Origin of the sequence: Chryseobacterium paludis, from assembly GCF_025403485.1 — a bacterium.
Taxonomy (GTDB): Bacteria; Bacteroidota; Bacteroidia; order Flavobacteriales; family Weeksellaceae; genus Chryseobacterium; species Chryseobacterium paludis.
Genome location: NZ_CP099966.1, coordinates 3,294,225 through 3,312,080, shown reverse-complemented (window position 1 = coordinate 3,312,080; position 17,856 = coordinate 3,294,225). Strand labels below are relative to the sequence as shown.

At 33.1% G+C, this 17,856-nt stretch carries 17 protein-coding genes and 2 tRNA genes; 6 read left to right on the top strand and 13 right to left on the bottom strand.

Annotated features, from left to right (window positions below; translation table 11 throughout):
• Positions 1–162 precede the first annotated feature (162 nt).
• The 5 genes from NG806_RS14940 to NG806_RS14920 all read right to left on the bottom strand — a co-directional run bounded on the left by NG806_RS14940 (position 163) and on the right by NG806_RS14920 (position 4,991).
• Positions 163–1,539 (bottom strand): tryptophanase, encoded by a 1,377-nt coding sequence (locus NG806_RS14940; protein WP_214829484.1) that lies wholly within the window; start codon positions 1,537–1,539, stop codon positions 163–165.
• Between the two features lie 85 nt (positions 1,540–1,624).
• The gene (locus NG806_RS14935; RefSeq protein ID WP_214829482.1) at positions 1,625–2,242 is read right to left on the bottom strand and encodes a DUF502 domain-containing protein; all 618 of its coding nucleotides are present in this window, start codon (positions 2,240–2,242) and stop codon (positions 1,625–1,627) included.
• A gap of 24 nt (positions 2,243–2,266) precedes the next feature.
• A complete protein-coding gene (gene miaE / locus NG806_RS14930; protein WP_214829480.1) occupies positions 2,267–2,845 on the bottom strand; it encodes a tRNA-(ms[2]io[6]A)-hydroxylase in 579 nt (192 codons plus the stop codon).
• Between the two features lie 63 nt (positions 2,846–2,908).
• Positions 2,909–3,997 (bottom strand): acyltransferase family protein, encoded by a 1,089-nt coding sequence (locus NG806_RS14925; RefSeq protein ID WP_261510381.1) that lies wholly within the window; start codon positions 3,995–3,997, stop codon positions 2,909–2,911.
• A 112-nt stretch (positions 3,998–4,109) separates the two neighbouring features.
• Entirely contained in the window at positions 4,110–4,991 is an 882-nt protein-coding gene (locus tag NG806_RS14920; protein WP_261510380.1) for a neutral zinc metallopeptidase, read from the bottom strand.
• A 182-nt stretch (positions 4,992–5,173) separates the two neighbouring features.
• Here NG806_RS14920 and rplU point away from each other — a divergent pair, with 182 nt between their 5' ends.
• The 5 genes from rplU to NG806_RS14895 all read left to right on the top strand — a co-directional run bounded on the left by rplU (position 5,174) and on the right by NG806_RS14895 (position 6,916).
• Positions 5,174–5,749: a 50S ribosomal protein L21 gene (gene rplU / locus NG806_RS14915; RefSeq protein ID WP_261510379.1), complete on the top strand. Its 576-nt coding sequence runs from the start codon at positions 5,174–5,176 to the stop codon at positions 5,747–5,749.
• A gap of 18 nt (positions 5,750–5,767) precedes the next feature.
• Positions 5,768–6,025, top strand: coding sequence for a 50S ribosomal protein L27 (gene rpmA / locus NG806_RS14910; protein ID WP_007842221.1), 258 nt, complete (start codon positions 5,768–5,770; stop codon positions 6,023–6,025).
• A gap of 175 nt (positions 6,026–6,200) precedes the next feature.
• Positions 6,201–6,365 carry a bacteriocin-like protein gene (locus NG806_RS14905; protein ID WP_261510378.1) on the top strand — a complete coding sequence of 55 codons (165 nt, stop codon included), beginning with the start codon at positions 6,201–6,203 and terminating at the stop codon, positions 6,363–6,365.
• Positions 6,366–6,405: 40 nt separating this feature from the next.
• Positions 6,406–6,573, top strand: coding sequence for a bacteriocin-like protein (locus tag NG806_RS14900; protein WP_214829461.1), 168 nt, complete (start codon positions 6,406–6,408; stop codon positions 6,571–6,573).
• 175 nt (positions 6,574–6,748) lie between these two features.
• On the top strand, positions 6,749–6,916 hold the full coding sequence (locus NG806_RS14895) for a bacteriocin-like protein (protein ID WP_261510377.1): 168 nt from the start codon (positions 6,749–6,751) through the stop codon (positions 6,914–6,916).
• A gap of 91 nt (positions 6,917–7,007) precedes the next feature.
• Here the strand turns inward: NG806_RS14895 and NG806_RS14890 are convergent, their stop codons facing one another.
• The 8 genes from NG806_RS14890 to NG806_RS14855 all read right to left on the bottom strand — a co-directional run bounded on the left by NG806_RS14890 (position 7,008) and on the right by NG806_RS14855 (position 16,991).
• Complete coding sequence (locus NG806_RS14890; protein WP_261510376.1) at positions 7,008–9,533, bottom strand: DUF5686 and carboxypeptidase regulatory-like domain-containing protein; 2,526 nt, start codon at positions 9,531–9,533, stop codon at positions 7,008–7,010.
• Between the two features lie 436 nt (positions 9,534–9,969).
• Positions 9,970–10,043, bottom strand: a tRNA-Asn gene (locus tag NG806_RS14885).
• A gap of 968 nt (positions 10,044–11,011) precedes the next feature.
• Complete coding sequence (locus NG806_RS14880; RefSeq protein ID WP_261510375.1) at positions 11,012–11,578, bottom strand: DUF6705 family protein; 567 nt, start codon at positions 11,576–11,578, stop codon at positions 11,012–11,014.
• Between the two features lie 21 nt (positions 11,579–11,599).
• On the bottom strand, positions 11,600–12,886 hold the full coding sequence (locus NG806_RS14875; RefSeq protein WP_261510374.1) for a hypothetical protein: 1,287 nt from the start codon (positions 12,884–12,886) through the stop codon (positions 11,600–11,602).
• Positions 12,887–13,490: 604 nt separating this feature from the next.
• The gene (locus tag NG806_RS14870) at positions 13,491–14,042 is read right to left on the bottom strand and encodes a hypothetical protein (protein WP_261510373.1); all 552 of its coding nucleotides are present in this window, start codon (positions 14,040–14,042) and stop codon (positions 13,491–13,493) included.
• Positions 14,043–14,938: 896 nt separating this feature from the next.
• Positions 14,939–15,015 (bottom strand) — tRNA-Asn (locus tag NG806_RS14865).
• A gap of 82 nt (positions 15,016–15,097) precedes the next feature.
• Positions 15,098–16,447 (bottom strand): RIP metalloprotease RseP, encoded by a 1,350-nt coding sequence (gene rseP, locus NG806_RS14860; protein WP_261510372.1) that lies wholly within the window; start codon positions 16,445–16,447, stop codon positions 15,098–15,100.
• Positions 16,448–16,550: 103 nt separating this feature from the next.
• A complete protein-coding gene (locus tag NG806_RS14855) occupies positions 16,551–16,991 on the bottom strand; it encodes a DUF6646 family protein (protein ID WP_261510371.1) in 441 nt (146 codons plus the stop codon).
• A 104-nt stretch (positions 16,992–17,095) separates the two neighbouring features.
• On the opposite strand from NG806_RS14855, the gene NG806_RS14850 reads away from it, so the two are divergent.
• Complete coding sequence (locus NG806_RS14850) at positions 17,096–17,848, top strand: nitrilase-related carbon-nitrogen hydrolase (protein ID WP_261510370.1); 753 nt, start codon at positions 17,096–17,098, stop codon at positions 17,846–17,848.
• Positions 17,849–17,856: the final 8 nt, after the last annotated feature.

Sequence of the window (17,856 nt, the reverse complement as noted above, 5' to 3'; positions counted from 1 at the left end):
ATAATTAAATGAAAAATTTTAATTAAATAGCCAAAATCAGTTAAAATTATGAAATCTGATAAGAATGTTTGTCCTAAATTGATTTGTAGTTGATATTTTTAACTACTTATAAAATAAGCCAATGAGAAATAAAAAAACCGAGAATAAATCCCGGTTTTATTTTTATGCTTCTTCCAGTTGTACTGTAAAGTGTCTTAAAAGTTCAGGCTCCCATGTGATCTTATATCCTTTTGCTATTTCATCGCGTCTTTCATAAACGTTTTTAATAGCTGCGGCAATATAATCCATGTGGTTATTGGTATATGTTCTTCTAGGTATGGCCAAACGAACCAATTCCAATTTTGGATAACGGTTTTGTCTCGTTTCCGGATCTCTGTCGGCAAGTAAAGTACCGATTTCTACTGTTCTGATCCCAGCTTCTTTATAAATTTCAAGACCTAAAGTCTGTGCTGGGTATTCTTCACGGGCAACATTAGGAAGAAAATTTAATGAATCGATAAAAACAGCATGTCCTCCAATTGGCTTTTGAACTGGAACTCCATATTCGATCAATTTATTTCCGAGATATTCAACCTGTGAAATTCTACTTTCTAAATAGGCAAATTCTGTAGCTTCATCAAGTCCTACTGATAAAGCGGCCATATCTCTCCCGGCCATTCCTCCGTAAGTAATGAACCCCTCATAAATAATAGTAAAACTGGACGCTTTTCTGAAAATTTCCTCACTATTTAATGCAATGAAACCACCGATGTTTACCAGTCCATCTTTTTTAGAACTCATGGTCATTCCATCTCCGTAAGAGAATATTTCTTTACAGATTTCTTTGATACTTCTGTTTTCCTGACCTTTTTCTCTTTTCTTAATGAAGTAAGCGTTTTCAGCGAATCTTGCAGAGTCAAAGAAAACAGGAATTCCATATTTATTAGAAAGCTCTCTTACTGCTTTCATATTTTCCAAAGAAACAGGCTGGCCTCCTGAAGAATTACAAGTGATCGTAATCAGACAGAAAGGGATCTTTTCTTTTGGGTGGCTTTTATAAACTTCTTCCAGTTTTTCAAGATTGATATTCCCTTTGAATGGATGCAGATCGTTGATGTCAAAAGCTTCATCCACTGTACAATCAATGGCATGGGCTTTACGAAATTCAATATGTCCTTTTGTTGTGTCGAAATGAGAATTTCCAGGTACAACATCACCATCTTTTACAAGAACAGAAAAAAGAACGTTTTCTGCAGCTCTTCCTTGGTGTGTAGGTAAAAGATATTGGAAACCTGTTATGCTTTTTACAGTGTTGTGAAGTTGGTCAAATGAACGAGAACCAGCATAACTTTCGTCACCGGTCATCAATGCTCCCCACTGTCTGTCTGACATTGCTCCCGTTCCGGAATCAGTTAATAGATCGATAAAAACCTGTGAAGATTTTAGATTGAATAAATTGTAGTTGGCATCTTTAAGCCATTGTTCTCTTTCTTCTCTTGTTGACTGGCGAATTTCTTCAACCATTTTAATACGGAAAGGTTCCGCGTACGGTAAATTCATGAGTTAAGTATTTATTTGTTTTGTAAAGAAAATTTGTTTGAAAATAATTTCAATTCATCAAGTATATTTAAAAGAATAATGAATATTACTCTGGAGCTTTAAATATATTTTCATCAGAGTGGAAACCAGCTACGCCGCCACTAACAGCAAATTTCATAGCTGATGCGGCTGTCATGCCCACTACAGGTTTGATGTTTTTTTCTTCTGTAACAATTACCCATCCGGAAATAGCATATGAATGTGGAAGGTATACAGCAACATAATTGTGCTTATCCACATCAGACATTTCTTTCTGAGTTAAAAATCCAATCCTCCAGATTTCCGGGTTTTCATTGGTTTTTACCCAAACGGGATCATTAAATTTTTTCTTATCTCCCACAAATGAAGACATAACATCTTTTGTAGGAGTGTAAATATGTTTTACTCCAGGAGTCTTTTCCAACAAACTGTCCATCGTGTCAAAAAAAAATCTCCCCACAACGAATTTATTTCCTAAATATCCTAAAATTGCGGTAATTAAAATGGTTGATACAAAAACTAACCCCGGAATTTCTTTTGCAACAGATGGTATTATATTGTCAATAGAGGTGACAACATACCATATTACAAAAATAGTAAGTCCGATAGGTCCAATAATCACAAGTCCCTGAAAGAAATTTTTCAGGAAAAAGTTGGCAATATTTTCAAAAGTCAGTTTTTTCAACTTGTGTTTTTAATGTATTTTGGATTAACCGTGTATTGTTTCTTTGTTTCCGTATGATTTGATAATACTAGCTTCATAGTCTAGCCACTCTTCCCATCGCTTATTCACTTTTTCAGGATCACCTAATTGTCTTGCGAATCCTATGAATGTTGTGTAATGGTTTGCTTCAGAGATCATTAGCTCTCTATAGAACACTTTTAGCTCCTCATCTTTGATGTTTTCAGTAAGAACTTTAAATCTTTCACAACTTCTTGCTTCTATCATAGCCGCAAAAAGCATTTTGTCAACAATAAGATCTTCTCTTTTCCCCTGAACAATAAATTTGGCAAGCTCATTTACATAATCATCCTTTCTGGCTCTTCCGAAAGAATATCCTTTTTTCTTAATAATCTCATGAACCTGATTGAAATGATCAAGCTCTTCCTGAGCAATAGCAAGAAGTCCGGTTACAATTTCAGTTTGTTCAGGCATCATCGTGATAAGAGAGATAGCGTTTGTTGCTGCTTTCTGCTCACACCATGCATGATCCGTTAAAATTTCTTCAATGTTTTCCTCTGCAATATTTGCCCACCTTGGATCAGTAGGAAGTTTCAACTTAAACATGTTTTAAATTTTTTGTAAATTTAAAATAAATTGACATAACAAATCTTCTTTTATTTCAGTTATTTAAGAAGCTGTGTTTCTTCGAAGGAATTCCAGAATATTCCATCCCAGGCTATCTATTTTCTTCAGGCCTTTTGCTATTATTGTTGCTAAAGCGATATTAATGATATAGATGATGATCATTAAACTCCACCACGGTATTTTTTCATTTAAAGAAACCACCAGAAAATACACCAGAGAAGAACTTATTCCTTGAGCAAAATAAAAGAAAATGGCATTCTTACCGATATAGGTGATGAAATTCTCCTTTGTGATTTTTAACCGGTTATAGAAGACAAATAATGTTACTAAAGAGAATAATGTCCATATAATATAAGGGACTTGAGGTGGAAATTTATTTTTATTGATCTTATAAAATATTTCGGATCCGTAATACCAGAACATCCATAATAGTAAGGCTGCAACTATTGCATAAAGAATGGGGATTATTTTAGTCGGAATTTTTTTTCCTCTCATTCTATTGGCAATTAAAAATACGGCAAAATAAAATGCCACATAACCGACCTGTCCCGTTGGATAAAGCCAGGGAAAGAGATTAAATATTAATGTTAAAGCAATACATAATCCGATAAACCAATTGATGTGTTTTGGAAAAAATCTTAAAGTTAAAACTCCAAAAACGGTTAATATAAAATACACTTTTAAGTACCAGAAGCTTCCCATAGCTACAGGAAACGTATCAGCATTAGTATACTGATGAAGATACCAGTTACCTAGATTTTGCCATTGAGGTTCCATTGATATACTCGTTGTTGCGTATTTTGAACCAAATGTTGAATAAAATTTTTGTAACCATTCCATGGAGAAGAAGGTTAGCCCGAAAACCTTAAAGAAGTAGTCGAGAAAGAAAAGAAACGTTACAAAAATCATGTAGGTGATCTGTAATTTCAGTAACCGATACAACGTTTTTTCAATATTAGCTCCTGAAGTAATCCCACTTAATGCGTAGAATAAGGCAACATCAAATACCAATGAAAAGACTCTTACTTCGGCAGGAATATAAAATTGGCCTGACCAGAAAGCAGTGTGAATAAATATAATTGAAATGGTTGCTAATCCTTTTGCAAAATCAATATAGAGATCCCTATTCATTGTATTGTATGATAAAGTTCAAAAGTAAATAAAGTTTATTAATTATTCTGAGTAAATAAAAAAGAGGTAAAGAATAACTTTACCTCCTTTCTAAATATGCAAAAATGAGTGTTTATAGATTTTTAAATTCTTCAGCAGAGATTTCTCCGGTTTGAATTTTTCTTAATTCATCCATATATTGACTCATATAAGCGTCAATTTCAGGATTTCTTGAATTTTTCCCCATTTTGTAGGTTCCGTTTAAAACACCTTGATAATAATAGAAGAAGTTATAATCGAAATCAGCTGCAGAAAGACTGTATTGTCCTAAAAGGAAACCTAAACGTACAGCAGATCTTCTTTGTGGTGGAGTTCCGTGGTGATTAGGACTGTTCGTCTGATTGTCTCCAATACTTTGTGCAAACTCGTAAGCAGAAGCGATTTCTGCGAAGGTGGTTTTGTTATACCCATTTGGTCTTCTTAAATAATAACCTGCAAATCCATCTGCTTCTAATTCGTTAGGTCTCGCAGTAGATTCATTTACAGAAGGTAAATTGAAGATATACTGTAATTGATGACCATATTCATGAGCTAAAATCATCGCATTGACAATGTCTCCACCTTTATTTTTTGCATCAGCATAAATAGCATAGCCATAATAAATTTTTCCGCTTGAATATGAAATTGCATTGTAAGTGGAATTGAAATTCGAAGGATCATTTACAAATCGTAGGGTAGGATTACTTCTTCCCCACATGCTTGCGATTTTGGTCATTTGACCATTCATGAAATTCGTATCAGCAGTGGTTTGTAAGCCAGTCATTAAAACGGATGATGAACTCCAGTTTTGATCTACATAGTAACAAATTTTTTCTTTGTCCCCAGGTTGCTCAATTTTTGCGTTTTCCGATTGTGATTTTGGTAAGACATTGTCTTCCATTTTGTCATCATTACATGCAGTTAAAGAGAATACAGCAACTGCTCCTGCTAGAAAGCAGAATTTAAAGTTTTTCATATAAAATATTTTTTGGTGAAAACGAAGATATAAATTATTTTTTATTTACTAATACATAAATAGTTAAAATTATTCCTTATATGGTGAAAAAGCTTTTAAGTAAAAAAGATTGTTTTGATTGTAAGGTAATTAGAAAATAATTCTTATATTTGCACCTCGAAATAACTAAAAATTTATAAACAATGTTTGCAATTGTAGAAATAGCAGGGCTTCAATATAAAGTTGAGCAAGACCAGAAGTTGTTTGTACACCGTTTAAAAGGAGATAAAGGAGGGAAAGTTTCTTTCGATAAAGTTCTTCTTACTGTAAACGGTACAATCACTGTAGGCGCCCCAGCTGTAAGCGGGATCACTGTAGATGCAGAGATCTTAGACCATGTTAAAGCTGATAAAGTAATCGTTTTCAAAAAGAAAAGAAGAAAAGGTTACGAAGTTAAAAACGGTCACAGACAATCTTTAACTCAGATTAAAATTACAGGAATCACTGGATTTGAAGCTGGAGCAAAAAAGACTGCTAAAAAAGAAACAGTAAAGGCTGAAGTTCTTTCAGACAACGCAACTGTTAACTTTGGTGAAGATCATGAACTGAACTATCACTTAAAGAAAAACAACTTGTCTCAGTCTAAAGAAAACAGAGAAACTTTAATTACTTTAGGAAAAGCTGTTAAAGTTGAATTAGAGAAGAAAGTTCTTACTCACGAAGAAGTTGATGCTGCTATCGTTAAGAACATTGATCAATTTAAAGCTCTTAATAAATAATAATAATCTACAAATAAAATGGCACACAAGAAAGGAGTCGGTAGTTCCAAAAACGGTAGAGAATCTCACTCTAAGAGATTAGGTGTAAAGATTTTCGGTGGACAAGAAGCTATTGCCGGTAATATTATTATCAGACAGAGAGGTACTCAACATCACCCAGGTGAAAACGTGGGAATGGGTAAAGACCATACTTTGTTTGCATTAGTAGACGGTAAAGTAGTTTTCAGAAAGAAAGCAAATAACAGATCTTTTGTATCTGTAGAACCAAACGCTTAATCTAAGCGTTCTATAAAAATTAAAAGCCTCAACAGTGTTGAGGCTTTTTTTTGGCAAAATATTTTATAATATTCCAATTTTTGTGAAATATTTTTATATTTGTTAGCGTTCATATACAAATGATTGCGAAAGCCGAAAAGCATAAAGAGTAGGCAACAAACTAAAACTATTTATTATGAAAAATTTAAAAAAACTGACAAAAAGAGAGTTAAAAACGATTGATGGTGGCGCTGAAAGATGTCCGGTACCAGCTTCATGGTGTGCAGAATGGTGCTCATGGACAGCTTGGCAAAAAGCACATTGTATCAATGCTGTTATTGATACACCATGTGATTGTTAATTGAAAAGAATGAGTACAAATTTTTAAAACAAACTATTTTATGAAAAACCTAAAAAAACTTACGAAAAGAGAATTGAAATCAATTGATGGTGGTGCGGCAGCTTGTCCTCCTCCAGCAACTACCTGTTCAGCATGGTGCTCATGGACGCCACAACAAAGGCTTAGATGCCCAAATATGATTATAGATCCAGATCCATGTCCATGCTAATCTGAATTTTATACTTACATATAGTGCCTCAACAATGTTGGGGCTTTTTTGGCAAATATTTTTTATAATATTCCAAATTTCGTGAAATATTTTATATTTATCATCGTTTATTTATTAAATAAAATGCGAATGCCGAAAAGCATAAAGAGTAGGCAACAAACTAAAACTATTTATTATGAAAAATTTGAAAAAATTGGGAAAGAAGGATTTGAAAAACATTAACGGAGGACTTGGTTCAGATTGTCCCGTACCGGCCACATGGTGTGCAGAGTGGTGCCAATGGACAGAACAGCAGAAGAGAAAATGTGTTAATATGGTTATCGATTTCTGTGAAACTTGCTAAATAATATAATAAAGAGGTCTCAATTATTTGAGACCTCTTTATGTTTATAATTAAAATGTATAAACAATTTTTTCGTTTTACTTAATCTAAATTAAAAACCAACCTGGAAACCAGCTTTTATTCCAAATGTAGAAATATCAGGTCTGTTTAGATAGTTGCCCCGCCAGTTAAAATCTACTCTGAAGATCCTTAAATTTCCAAATCCTATATTCTCAATCCCAAATCCATATTCATAGTAGATGTGATCACTTGGTGCGGAGTATTTGAATCCTTCTACATTAATGTTCTTGGAAGCATCGCTTAATGTTCCGTATGCACTTCTTATAAATGCAATCTCTCTTAATTTCAGCTTCTTGATCAACGGAATATAAGAAAGGATTTTACCATTAAAGTGGTGTTCCAAATGCAAGGTAGTGTAGGTATCTGCTACAAATTCATAGTAATTAAGTTGAGCAAATGTGTTCCCTACTAAACTGTAGGATTGGTTTCCTGGGATCACATTTTGTAAAGCCAATGGAACTGTGTTGAAATTTTTTCCAGCTTCAAAATTGATTAATGTTTTTCCCCAGCTTCCAATTAAAACAGGTTTATAAAATAAGAATTGCAATTTATTGTAATTGAAATCTGCATTAAATAAACCTTCAAGTCCTCGGGTATATTTTAAGACAATTGTGGGTGCCAATGTTCCATGTTCATGCCTGTCAACTCCGGTTTGTGAAAATTTAGCTCCTGGTCTCGCTATTAAGCTAACAGTAACATGTGAGTCGTTAAGCGTTTGTCTTAAGTTTCCATTTCTATAGTACATAAGACTGAATCCATCAGGATTGGCAGATTTAATGCTTTGCATGGTTCCGTCAATTCTAACCTGAAAATTTTTCCAAGGCTCAATAGCCGCAAAAACATTGGTTTGATTTAAAGAACTTAAAGAGGCATTATCTCCCCTTGCGAAAACGGTTGAAGACGCAAATGATCTGGACATGATTCCATCGTCAGTTGTTAGCTGAACTCCCAGCTGCATAATGTCTCTTCTCGTCCCAGCTCCGATCATAAATCGGTTAACTCTATTGAACATGTATTTTGCTTCGACACCATATTTAAATTGTTGATCTTTAAAACCATAAGCAGTGTAGAATTGTATTCTCCAAGGGTCGTTCATGGTAAAATAGCTTCTGGCTCCCAATCTTATTCTATCCCCTTCTACTTCGTTTACTCCATATACTGAGAATATGGGACCTAGATCTATCCCTTTTGTGACGTTGTAATATCCTGAGCCAAGGGTTTCATACAATTTTACAATTCGATTGAATTTTGGAACCTGTTGAAGCTTGTCAAGCATATCATACACACCTTGTTCAGATTTAGACAACGAGTCGGGTCTTGCTTTGGTCCAATAAGCTTCGTCTTTATCTACGAACTTATTATCATATTCTTCCTCTCTACGGGTGAAAACTGATGCAGCAAGAGGCTTGTTAAATACATAGTCTGAATAATCAACAGATCTTTTGGCAATTATGCTTTTAGAGGTTTTCTTTTTTGAAAATGGTGTTATTTCTACTTCTGTTACAAACTTTTTAGGCAAAAAAGTATTTTCGTCAGGATTATCATATTCTAATTCAGTGGAAATTCCATTCACGAAATTAACGTTCATTTTCTGTGTTGATTTCAATGTAGCTCCTATTACGGCATAGGTATCGGTGTCAATATAGAGGTAGCCCTGGAAAGCTAAAATATCTGTTCTTTTGGGTTGATATCTGATCTTATAAGCGTTCTCCCCACGTACACTGAGGGTGTCAACTAAATTGTAATCATATGTACTAAATCCGTCCGTTCCTACCGGGCTTGGAAAACCAATATCAAAATAATTCAATGTGTTATCATAAATATTAATATCCCGATAAAGGTTTTTTGCTGTTAAAGTAACGATTTGATTATCTTGAAATCCAGAAGTTTTTTGAGCAATTAATAGTCTCTTTGTTTTCTTTCCGGGTTTATTTTCTCCATAATTTTCATAAACTGCTTCATTTAAAAAAACGGGAAGTGCCATTTTACCACTCGCGGTTGAATCTGCATAATCAAAAATGAAATCCAGCTTGTTAAAGATCTTCCTCTTCATAAAGGCACTATCAAGATTGTTGGCGTCAAACTGGATCTTTTCGTATTCTTTATAAGTATATGTGTCAAACTTATTCAGTCCGTTGTTTCTTTTTCTTTTCCAGACTTCCTGCATAATAGCATAAGCAGGGTTTTCTTTTTTGTTTTTGTATTTTGTTTTTTCGTTGTGAATGACAACTTCCTGAATACTTTCTACTTTTTCTTTAGAAAGTTTTACAAAAATATTGTTGGCATTTTCAGGTGTTATATCAACGCTCTCTAATGCATAGCTTTTTCTTAGAAACTTTAGTTTATAAATAATGCTGTCCGACTGAACACTGAAATCCCCATTAGTTGTTGTTAAAAGGGGCTGGTTACTGTCATTGATAAAGATATCCACTCCGGTAACTTCTTTGTTGGTCTTAGCATCAACGATTTTGCCACTTGCTGTATTTTGTGCGCAGACAATGCCGGAAAATAAGAGGAAAAGGTAGAGGTAGTGGTATTTGGGGTTATTAATTAACATTCGTAGTTTCTTCAAGCATTTAGCATAAACAAAAAGTATGCTGTTTATTTTTAAAACGGATAAGATTATAAAAAATTTCGTGTTTATTTACAAAAGATGCAAATGTACCAAAAAATAATACCATCTCAATATGATATTTGGGGAGTTTCAATTTACTAACGAAGCAGTAATAGCTTGTTTAAGTATCATATAGGAATAGTTTTATGCAAAAAATAGCTGTATTGTTCTTCATTAAAATAAATAACTTATTTATGTATGAATACAAATTATAAAATTTTGCAAAATGAACTTATTGAGAAAAGAGTTTAAAGTTGAATAATACGGAATGTTAAGTTAAGGCAGATGTTTATTTAATAAATGATGAAAATACAAATAGAATGTAGAGTTTGGATTTAGTCAAATAAAAAAGAGTTACAAAATTGTAACTCTTTTTAAGCTCCTCCTGCTGGGCTCGAACCAGCGACCCTCTGATTAACAGTCAGATGCTCTAACCAACTGAGCTAAGGAGGAATTTTCCTTTGTTTTAAGTGGTGCAAATATAATATGAATATTAATATGAAGCAAATTTTTTTAGGGCAATTACCATAAAAAATTAAGAAAATTCAAAATTTGAGTAAAAGCAGGTTTATTCAGGTTTGATGCATGATAGAGAAGATTTTTTTATCAGTCTCTATTTCAATATTTTGGAATTGAAAATTACGAATAAGTCTATCTATTTAGTTGGAATTAGAAATTTAAAAAAATAGAATTGAAAGGTAGAAATAAAAAAAGAGTTGCAAAATTTGCAACTCTTTTTGGCTCCTCCTGCTGGGCTCGAACCAGCGACCCTCTGATTAACAGTTAGAGGCGATTTTATTTTTTATTATGTGTTTGTTTATCTAATGTCTTTATTTTGTTTGTTTTATATGTAGTTTTCAAATATTCTATTCCTTCTGTTAGAAAATTATAGTATTGATGTACTGAATTTTCAATATAAGCAGTGTGGGAATGAACCACATAGACCATTGAACCTATTTCTCCTTTAATGGGATAATATGAAGCATTTGAATTGTCATTTTTGCAAATCTGGGAAATAAATTAGAATATTCCTTTTGGAAAAGAGATTTTGGTTCTGATGCTAAAGAATTATATTAAGACTAAAAAGTTGGATAAAACCTTTATTTACCTTAAAAATATGATTATCCAAAAGTTTGATGAATTGTTTAAAGATTGTGATGAAAATTATCCAATTATTGTTGGGAATTAAATAAGAGTGGTTGGTTTTACTGTAGTGTAGTTGTAGTAAAACCAATCATTTTGTTATTGACTATTAGTATCTTGAATAAGCCTTACTTTAGAAGGAAATAGTGTATTTGAATTAAATATAATTTTTAATCATTTGTTTTTTTAAGTCTCTCTTTTATGGGAGGCTTTTTGTATAAGTTGTAATAAAAAACCTTTACCAAAATTGATAAAGGTTGATTTATAATTTGTTGATTTTATTGTTTAGTAAATATCAAACCTTTTGTTTCAGGCAAGTAGATATTTATGTCTGTTCCTTGAGGGCACTTACTGCTGTCAAGTATGATGTCATTAGGTTTGTATTCCCATGATAGCTGAGTAGTACTAATCTTTTTTAATTCAATAGCTCCCCAACCAACTCTGCAATTTGTTCCCCCATAATTGAACCATACAATATTCTGATTAGGATAAGTCCCATGACTGTAAATAGTATGTTCAAATTGATTTGGTTGAAAAGTCATGCTTTGTGTGTCTTGAAGAATAGCTCCTGCTGAATTTTTTACAACATATCTTATTGACAATGCGTCTTGATAAACCTTTAAGGCTTTAAAAAACTTTTGTACTTCTTTTGTAATATAGATTGTGATTTCCCTATTTTGAAAAGAAGATTTGTAGGTTCCTATATAAGGAGTTAATTCATTATTGGAATCCTTTAAATAGGAATTCTGAGGGACTTCATCAAAGTCTGTATTCAATGGATAAACTTGTTGTGAATAGCATGAACTTGAGAAAAGGAATACTGTTAAGAATAATATAATTTTCATTTTTTCGATTTAATTTAAAGATTATAGACATGGTATAGCTGTTGTTGTACCATTATCATTTTTAGTTACTGTTTTTATTGTTCCATCACTTTCTATTCTTTGTAGGGTTACTTTTCCATTTAGCCCCATATCATTAAGAGATTTAAAAAATAACTTTTCATACCCTTCAGAAGTTGATGGTTTGAACATTCCATACCTAGTTTGGTACCTAGTTACATGGTCATCTAAATCTTGTTGCGAAAAAGTTACTAATGCATCATTATAAGTTCCATTGAATAATATTACATAATGCATGCCATTTGGTGCTACCATTCCTAGGTAAGCATTACTTGCATTTGTAGGGTTTCCATTTCCTTGTGCTAATGCAAATTGCAAAAGCTGGTCAATATCTGGTGGGGAAAGCATTGGTATACCCGTTGGTGTATGATTATGATAACCTCCTTGATATCCAGTTTTATCACCAAAATTAACACTATGTGCACCACCGCTTATTGTTGGAGAAGGAGTACCATCTGCTTTAAACATTACCCCTTTTTCTCCTCCTTGTGTGGATTGGTTTTTAAGCTCATTAATTTTTGCTTGTATTTTCGGATTTACTAAACGTTCTTTAGCTTTATCGCAGGGATTCTCATATGAACCTTCTCCTCCACCTCCACCTCCAGAATTAGGATCAATACAATTTTGAAATTTAGAGCAACCACCACCAGGACCACCGCCTCCAGGACCACCTGCGCCACCGCCACTATTACTACCATTACCAGGATTTGGAATATTAATAATAACTTCGTCTATATCACAAGGGTTATTTAAATCAAAACCACAATCATTTCCTCCTTTATTAGAGGCTCGAGCTTTACGAGTACTCTTTTCATATTGTAACTTGAAAAGATCTATTATTTTCAAGTAATAGTTAGAGTTAGAATCCATTGGCAAGTATTCGACAAATGTTTCTTTATCTTTAAGAACAGCAATAGTGAGTCCAGATACGCTATTATTTTTAATTATTGGATAAATAATCCAATGATCTCCATTTTCAAGGATAATATCCTGAGAATGTACATTGAACTCAACATATTCATCATTAAGTTTGTTAACTCTTTTCTGACTAAAGAATCCTTCCTTACTTAATCCAGTATTATTAATACCATCGTAATTTTCTAAAAGCTTTTTAAAACCAGCCGAATAATTTACAGCCTCTCCATTTTTAGAAGTAAAGACTTGAAATTTTTTAGAGTACTTTTCCTCTTTGTTATTAAGGAGATCTCCTTCAGAACTACAGGAGTTCATCCAAGTAATTAATGCTATCATAAGCACAAGTCGAATAATTAAATTTTTCCTCATTGATTGTTTGTAATTTTTAGATTGCTAATTTATAAATATTTTTTAATTCACAGCTTGGAGGTTTACGTATTGTTTTGAATCAACTTTCTCATAGACAAATTTACTTTTGATAGGCGACAAAATATGTCGTATTTTATTTAGATACAAATAGTTACTTAATTTTTATTGGTCCAATTTTGAGCAAACTCCTTATTATCGAAGGCTTCAATAGGTTTAATTGCATAATAAAGGTTTTTGGAGTAATGTTATCTATTTCCAGATGGGGCTATATAATAAGTGTAATTCTCTCCAATTGCTAAGCTGCCCGTAAAAAATTCAACATACTTTAAATCTTCATGAACAAATACTCCTCCCCATGATGATGAATATTGATAACCTTTTTTTTGTTCATTATATACCTTATCTTTTAAATCTCTGTAAGATAATTCCCCATTAGCTTTTTTAAATTCAATGTGGTCATCAAAAATAATCAGATAGGAATTATTTAATATGGTTTCGTCTCTTACTCGTTTATTGTTATGGTCGAAAATAGCAATATTGTAGACAGGTAAAGTTTTACCATAATTAGCTTTTATTTTACTATCACTGCTGTAATCATTTGTGGAATTGGAACTAGAAGCTGTGATATTTTAATAATAGTGTTCAAGGAATCATATAACCATTGTATTAGACGATTAGTCTCATTTGCGGATGAGTAATTGATTGTTGTTTGATTTATCATGCTAATACAGTTCTTTTGAAAAGTATCAGAGATAAGTTTTCTTTGTTCATTGGTTACATCTAAATTATTTATTTGATTAGATATAGTATTTACTGCATTTTGAACCTGCTGGGCATTATTGTTATATCTATTTTGTAGAATACTTGTAGCATTTCCTAAACCTGAAATATCCAATTGCTGTGGATCACGGTATTGTGTAGGCTGACGTGTTTGTGAAGATTGTGTCAAACTGTAATATTCCCATTGTCTTGTCATGCTGTTATAAATCTCATAACCTGTCATGTTTCCCCTTGAATCAAAATATTCATATCTCCGATTCATTGAGTTGCATTTTTTTGTAGCGGTTTGGGAAAAGCAAGAAATTCCAAATAATAAGAATGCAGAAAAGATAATTTTTTTCATAAGTGATTTTGTTATATCACTCAGTCCCAAAGTGAAAGGTTTAATTAAACAGAAAGCGTGGGACTAAACTCAATCTGCAATAGGGGGCTCTGGTAAGCCTGTAACACAAACAAGAATAGCCCACGCCATATGACGTGAGCATCAACTGTTTATTCCGTGTTACATTTTGAATTTACCAGATTCCCTATAACAGAATAAAAGCTAACGCTTTATATTTTTTTTCGATAAAATTTGAAATGCTAAGATATGAATTTTTGTAATTGTGTTTGGTAGTTTGACTCTCCTCCCTCGATAATTTTTAAAAATATCAAATACAGTTGGAGAGGAAGTAGTGAATATATATCTGCCTAATTACCCCACACAAAAAGTTTGAAAAATCAAAGCAATCCCTTTATAGAAGAATTTACAGCAATTCCACACCAAAATTTTATTTATAGATGTAAAGACTGTACCTACTTTCTGCTTACCTCCTATGGGTTAGAATGTTTTTTTTCTCTCCGCCCCCTTTTTTCTATACAACTTTTTCAGACAGTTGTTTTTGATTTTGTGTGGTCTTGTGTGGTCGTTTGTATTTTGATCAGTGGTTATTTATGGGTTTTATTCTTACTTCTATCTAGGTTTGATGTAAGTTAGAGTTGTGGTGGTGTTTAAAGGTGTTTTTAGGCGGCTTGTGTTTGTTGTCTTGATGTTTTAAATTGATTTATAAGCCTTATTGCGCCTAGTGTTATGTCTGATATATTTTAATTCTTTTATTTTTTCAGGCGGAAATTTGGAGCTTGTGCAAGGTTTATGCAAATAGAATATTGAAAAAGATATTAAAATGCTGAATTTTTATGCAAATTTTGTGCAAATAAAAAAGAGTTACAATAAATGAATATCGTAACTCCTTGATAATATGGCTCCTCCTGCTGGGCTCGAACCAGCGACCCTCTGATTAACAGTCAGATGCTCTAACCAACTGAGCTAAGGAGGAATGTCCTTTGTTTTTTAAGTGGTGCAAATATAGGACGAATATTTATACCAGACAAATTTTTCTTTTGAAAATTTGAAAAATCTTATAATTTCCCTGTAAATATTTTAAAGATATCACTTCCGAAAATCAGTAACATCAAGCCTAACAGGAAGATAACGCCAATCATCTGTGCATTTTCTAATACTTTTTGAGGGACTGGTTTCCCGAAAATGATTTCATATAATGTGAAAATAACGTGTCCACCATCAAGTCCCGGGATTGGAATAAGGTTCAGGAATGCCAACCAGATCGAGAACATTGCCGTAAAACTCCAGAAAGCAGGCCAATTGATAGCAAAGCTACCATCTGCAGCCTTGTTTACAGGCATAGATTTCACGATTGCAATAGGACCACCTACATTTTTATATCCTTGAATTTTAGAGTTAAACATGATCTTGAATTGCTTAACCTGCATGGTCAAAGCTTCAATCGTTCTTTCTAAACCTCTGGGAATAGATTCTCCAAAAGAATATTTTTTATCAGTAACTACACTCGCAAGGCTTTTTTGGTCAACTGCAATTCCCAGTTTACCATTTTTGTCAACAGGTGCAGAAATTGTTTGTCTTTCAGCGCCACGGGTTACATCAATGCTAACTGTTTTTCCTTTGTTTTCTGCTAATGTTGAGCTTACTTCATCAAAGAAAGGAGTGGATTTACCATTAATCGCTACAATTCGGTCTCCTTTAGCCAATCCTGATGCTTTAGAGGAAGGTGTTGCCAAAGAATCAATGATCATAGGAATTCTTGGTGTGATATACAGTTTTGCTTCTCTTTGTTTGATAACATCTGCTACGCCATCTTCATTCACTTTAAATGTAGCCTCTTTCCCATTTCTTAAAACAGTAACCTGATCACTGAAAAGGATATTAATAGCTGAATTTTCTAATCTTTCTGCAGGTTTTCCATCAATGCTGATAATTTTGTCACCACTTTGGAATCCCATTTTTTTTCCAGCTTCCGTTACACCGATACCATTATCAAATTTTGTAAGGTCAGTGTACATTTCACCATTAAAAAGAGAAAGGCAGCTGTAAATTAACCAAGCCAGAAAAAAGTTAACTGTGACACCACCTAACATGATGATTAATCTCTGCCAAGCTGGTTTAGCGCGGAACTCCCACGGTTGTGCCGGTTGTTTTAGCTGTTCCGTATCCATGCTTTCATCCACCATTCCGGCAATTTTTACATATCCTCCAAAAGGAAGCCATCCAATACCGTATTCTGTTTCACCGATTTTTTTCTTAGCGATAGAAAACCAAGGATCGAAAAATAAGTAAAATTTTTCTACTTTGGTTTTAAACCATTTGGCTGGTAAAAAGTGACCAAGTTCATGAAGAACTACTAAAATAGAAATGCTTAATATAAATTGAAAAATTTTGATTGCTAATTCCATTAATGATTTTTAGATTTAATTTGCAAAGGTAACAATTATCAAAACTATGCCAAATAAAAAAGCTCCTCATATAGAGAAGCTTTGTCATATAATAAGACTTGTTTTATAAATTTAGAGAAACACCCAGACTGCCATTGTTTCCTACTTCGGCAAATACCCCGATTTTCTCAGTGAAAAAGTATCGCGCACCAATATGAGCCCCTATTCCAAAATCCTTTCCAAGAACACCCAGATCGACACCAGGATAGATGTCCAATTTTTCAGGTAGCTGTAGAGCTTCTTTTAAATGGAAATTGACTCTTCCAAAAATGAAAACCCTGTTATCATTGTCATTGTTTTTATATCCGCTAAAGTAACCATTTAAACCCGCCCCTACTGATACAAGCTTATTAAGCCCATAATCATAGGTTCCGGTAATTCCTGTTCCATATCCCCAGGCACTGAAACCAAGCTGTATCTTTTGGTCTCCCTTTCCTGTCCATGCCTGAGCATTTACAGCAGTTCCCAAAAAGACAAGCATAAACATAAAAATCAATTTCTTCATAAATTCTAAACTTTTAATTGTGACTAATAAGAATTATCAGCTGCAAAAATAGAACCGAAATTAATTAAAAATCGTATTTTTATACAAGATTTTGAATGATTTTTATGAAAGTTATAGGGTTAAATTTAGATATTATCTGGAAAAATAAGAAAAGTAATTTTCAATTAATAGAAGAGCAGCTAAACAATCAGGAAGCCGATATTTTTTTATTGCCTGAAATGTTTTCAACTGGTTTTTGTATGGATGCTTCTGAAGTTTCAGATCGTAATGAAGAGTCATTAGAGTTTTTGAAAAAGATTTCGAAAGAAAGAAAATCTGCGTTTTGTGGAAGTGCTCCGGTAGAGCAGGGTGGAAATTTTTATAATAGAATGTTTTTTGTGCAGCCGGATTCATCCGTCATTTTTTATGATAAAAGGCATTTGTTCTCTTTCTCAGGGGAAGACAAAGTATACTCGCCAGGAAAAGAAAGGGTAATTGTTGAGTATAAGGGGATTCGATTTTTGTTACAGGTTTGTTATGATCTTCGTTTTCCTGTTTTTGCAAGAAATAATAATGATTATGATGCGATCTTATATGTTGCCAATTGGCCGGAAAAAAGAGTGGGTGCTTGGGAGCATCTTTTAAAAGCCCGTGCAATAGAGAATTTATCTTATGTTTTTGGTTTGAATAGAATTGGAACAGACGGGAATGATCTGTTTTATAAGGAAAGTTCACATTGTTTTTTTGCTGACGGAAAAGAGATTTCTCAAAAAAATGGCAACATTGTTTCTGCGGAATTAAATATAGAAGAACTAAAGGATTTTAGAAATCATTTCCAGTTTTTAAATGATAGGGATGATTTTTCAATTCAAATCTAGTTTGTTAA

Coding starts and splice junctions, on each gene's coding strand:
- NG806_RS14940 (WP_214829484.1), bottom strand. CDS start 1,539: ATGAATTTACCGTACGCGGAACCTTTCCGTATTAAAATGGTTGAAGAA.
- miaE (WP_214829480.1), bottom strand. CDS start 2,845: ATGTTTAAGTTGAAACTTCCTACTGATCCAAGGTGGGCAAATATTGCA.
- NG806_RS14925 (WP_261510381.1), bottom strand. CDS start 3,997: ATGAATAGGGATCTCTATATTGATTTTGCAAAAGGATTAGCAACCATT.
- NG806_RS14920 (WP_261510380.1), bottom strand. CDS start 4,991: ATGAAAAACTTTAAATTCTGCTTTCTAGCAGGAGCAGTTGCTGTATTC.
- rplU (WP_261510379.1), top strand. CDS start 5,174: ATGTTTGCAATTGTAGAAATAGCAGGGCTTCAATATAAAGTTGAGCAA.
- rpmA (WP_007842221.1), top strand. CDS start 5,768: ATGGCACACAAGAAAGGAGTCGGTAGTTCCAAAAACGGTAGAGAATCT.
- NG806_RS14905 (WP_261510378.1), top strand. CDS start 6,201: ATGAAAAATTTAAAAAAACTGACAAAAAGAGAGTTAAAAACGATTGAT.
- NG806_RS14900 (WP_214829461.1), top strand. CDS start 6,406: ATGAAAAACCTAAAAAAACTTACGAAAAGAGAATTGAAATCAATTGAT.
- NG806_RS14895 (WP_261510377.1), top strand. CDS start 6,749: ATGAAAAATTTGAAAAAATTGGGAAAGAAGGATTTGAAAAACATTAAC.
- NG806_RS14890 (WP_261510376.1), bottom strand. CDS start 9,533: ATGTTAATTAATAACCCCAAATACCACTACCTCTACCTTTTCCTCTTA.
- NG806_RS14880 (WP_261510375.1), bottom strand. CDS start 11,578: ATGAAAATTATATTATTCTTAACAGTATTCCTTTTCTCAAGTTCATGC.
- NG806_RS14875 (WP_261510374.1), bottom strand. CDS start 12,886: ATGATAGCATTAATTACTTGGATGAACTCCTGTAGTTCTGAAGGAGAT.
- NG806_RS14870 (WP_261510373.1), bottom strand. CDS start 14,042: ATGAAAAAAATTATCTTTTCTGCATTCTTATTATTTGGAATTTCTTGC.
- rseP (WP_261510372.1), bottom strand. CDS start 16,447: ATGGAATTAGCAATCAAAATTTTTCAATTTATATTAAGCATTTCTATT.
- NG806_RS14855 (WP_261510371.1), bottom strand. CDS start 16,991: ATGAAGAAATTGATTTTTATGTTTATGCTTGTCTTTTTGGGAACTGCT.
- NG806_RS14850 (WP_261510370.1), top strand. CDS start 17,096: ATGAAAGTTATAGGGTTAAATTTAGATATTATCTGGAAAAATAAGAAA.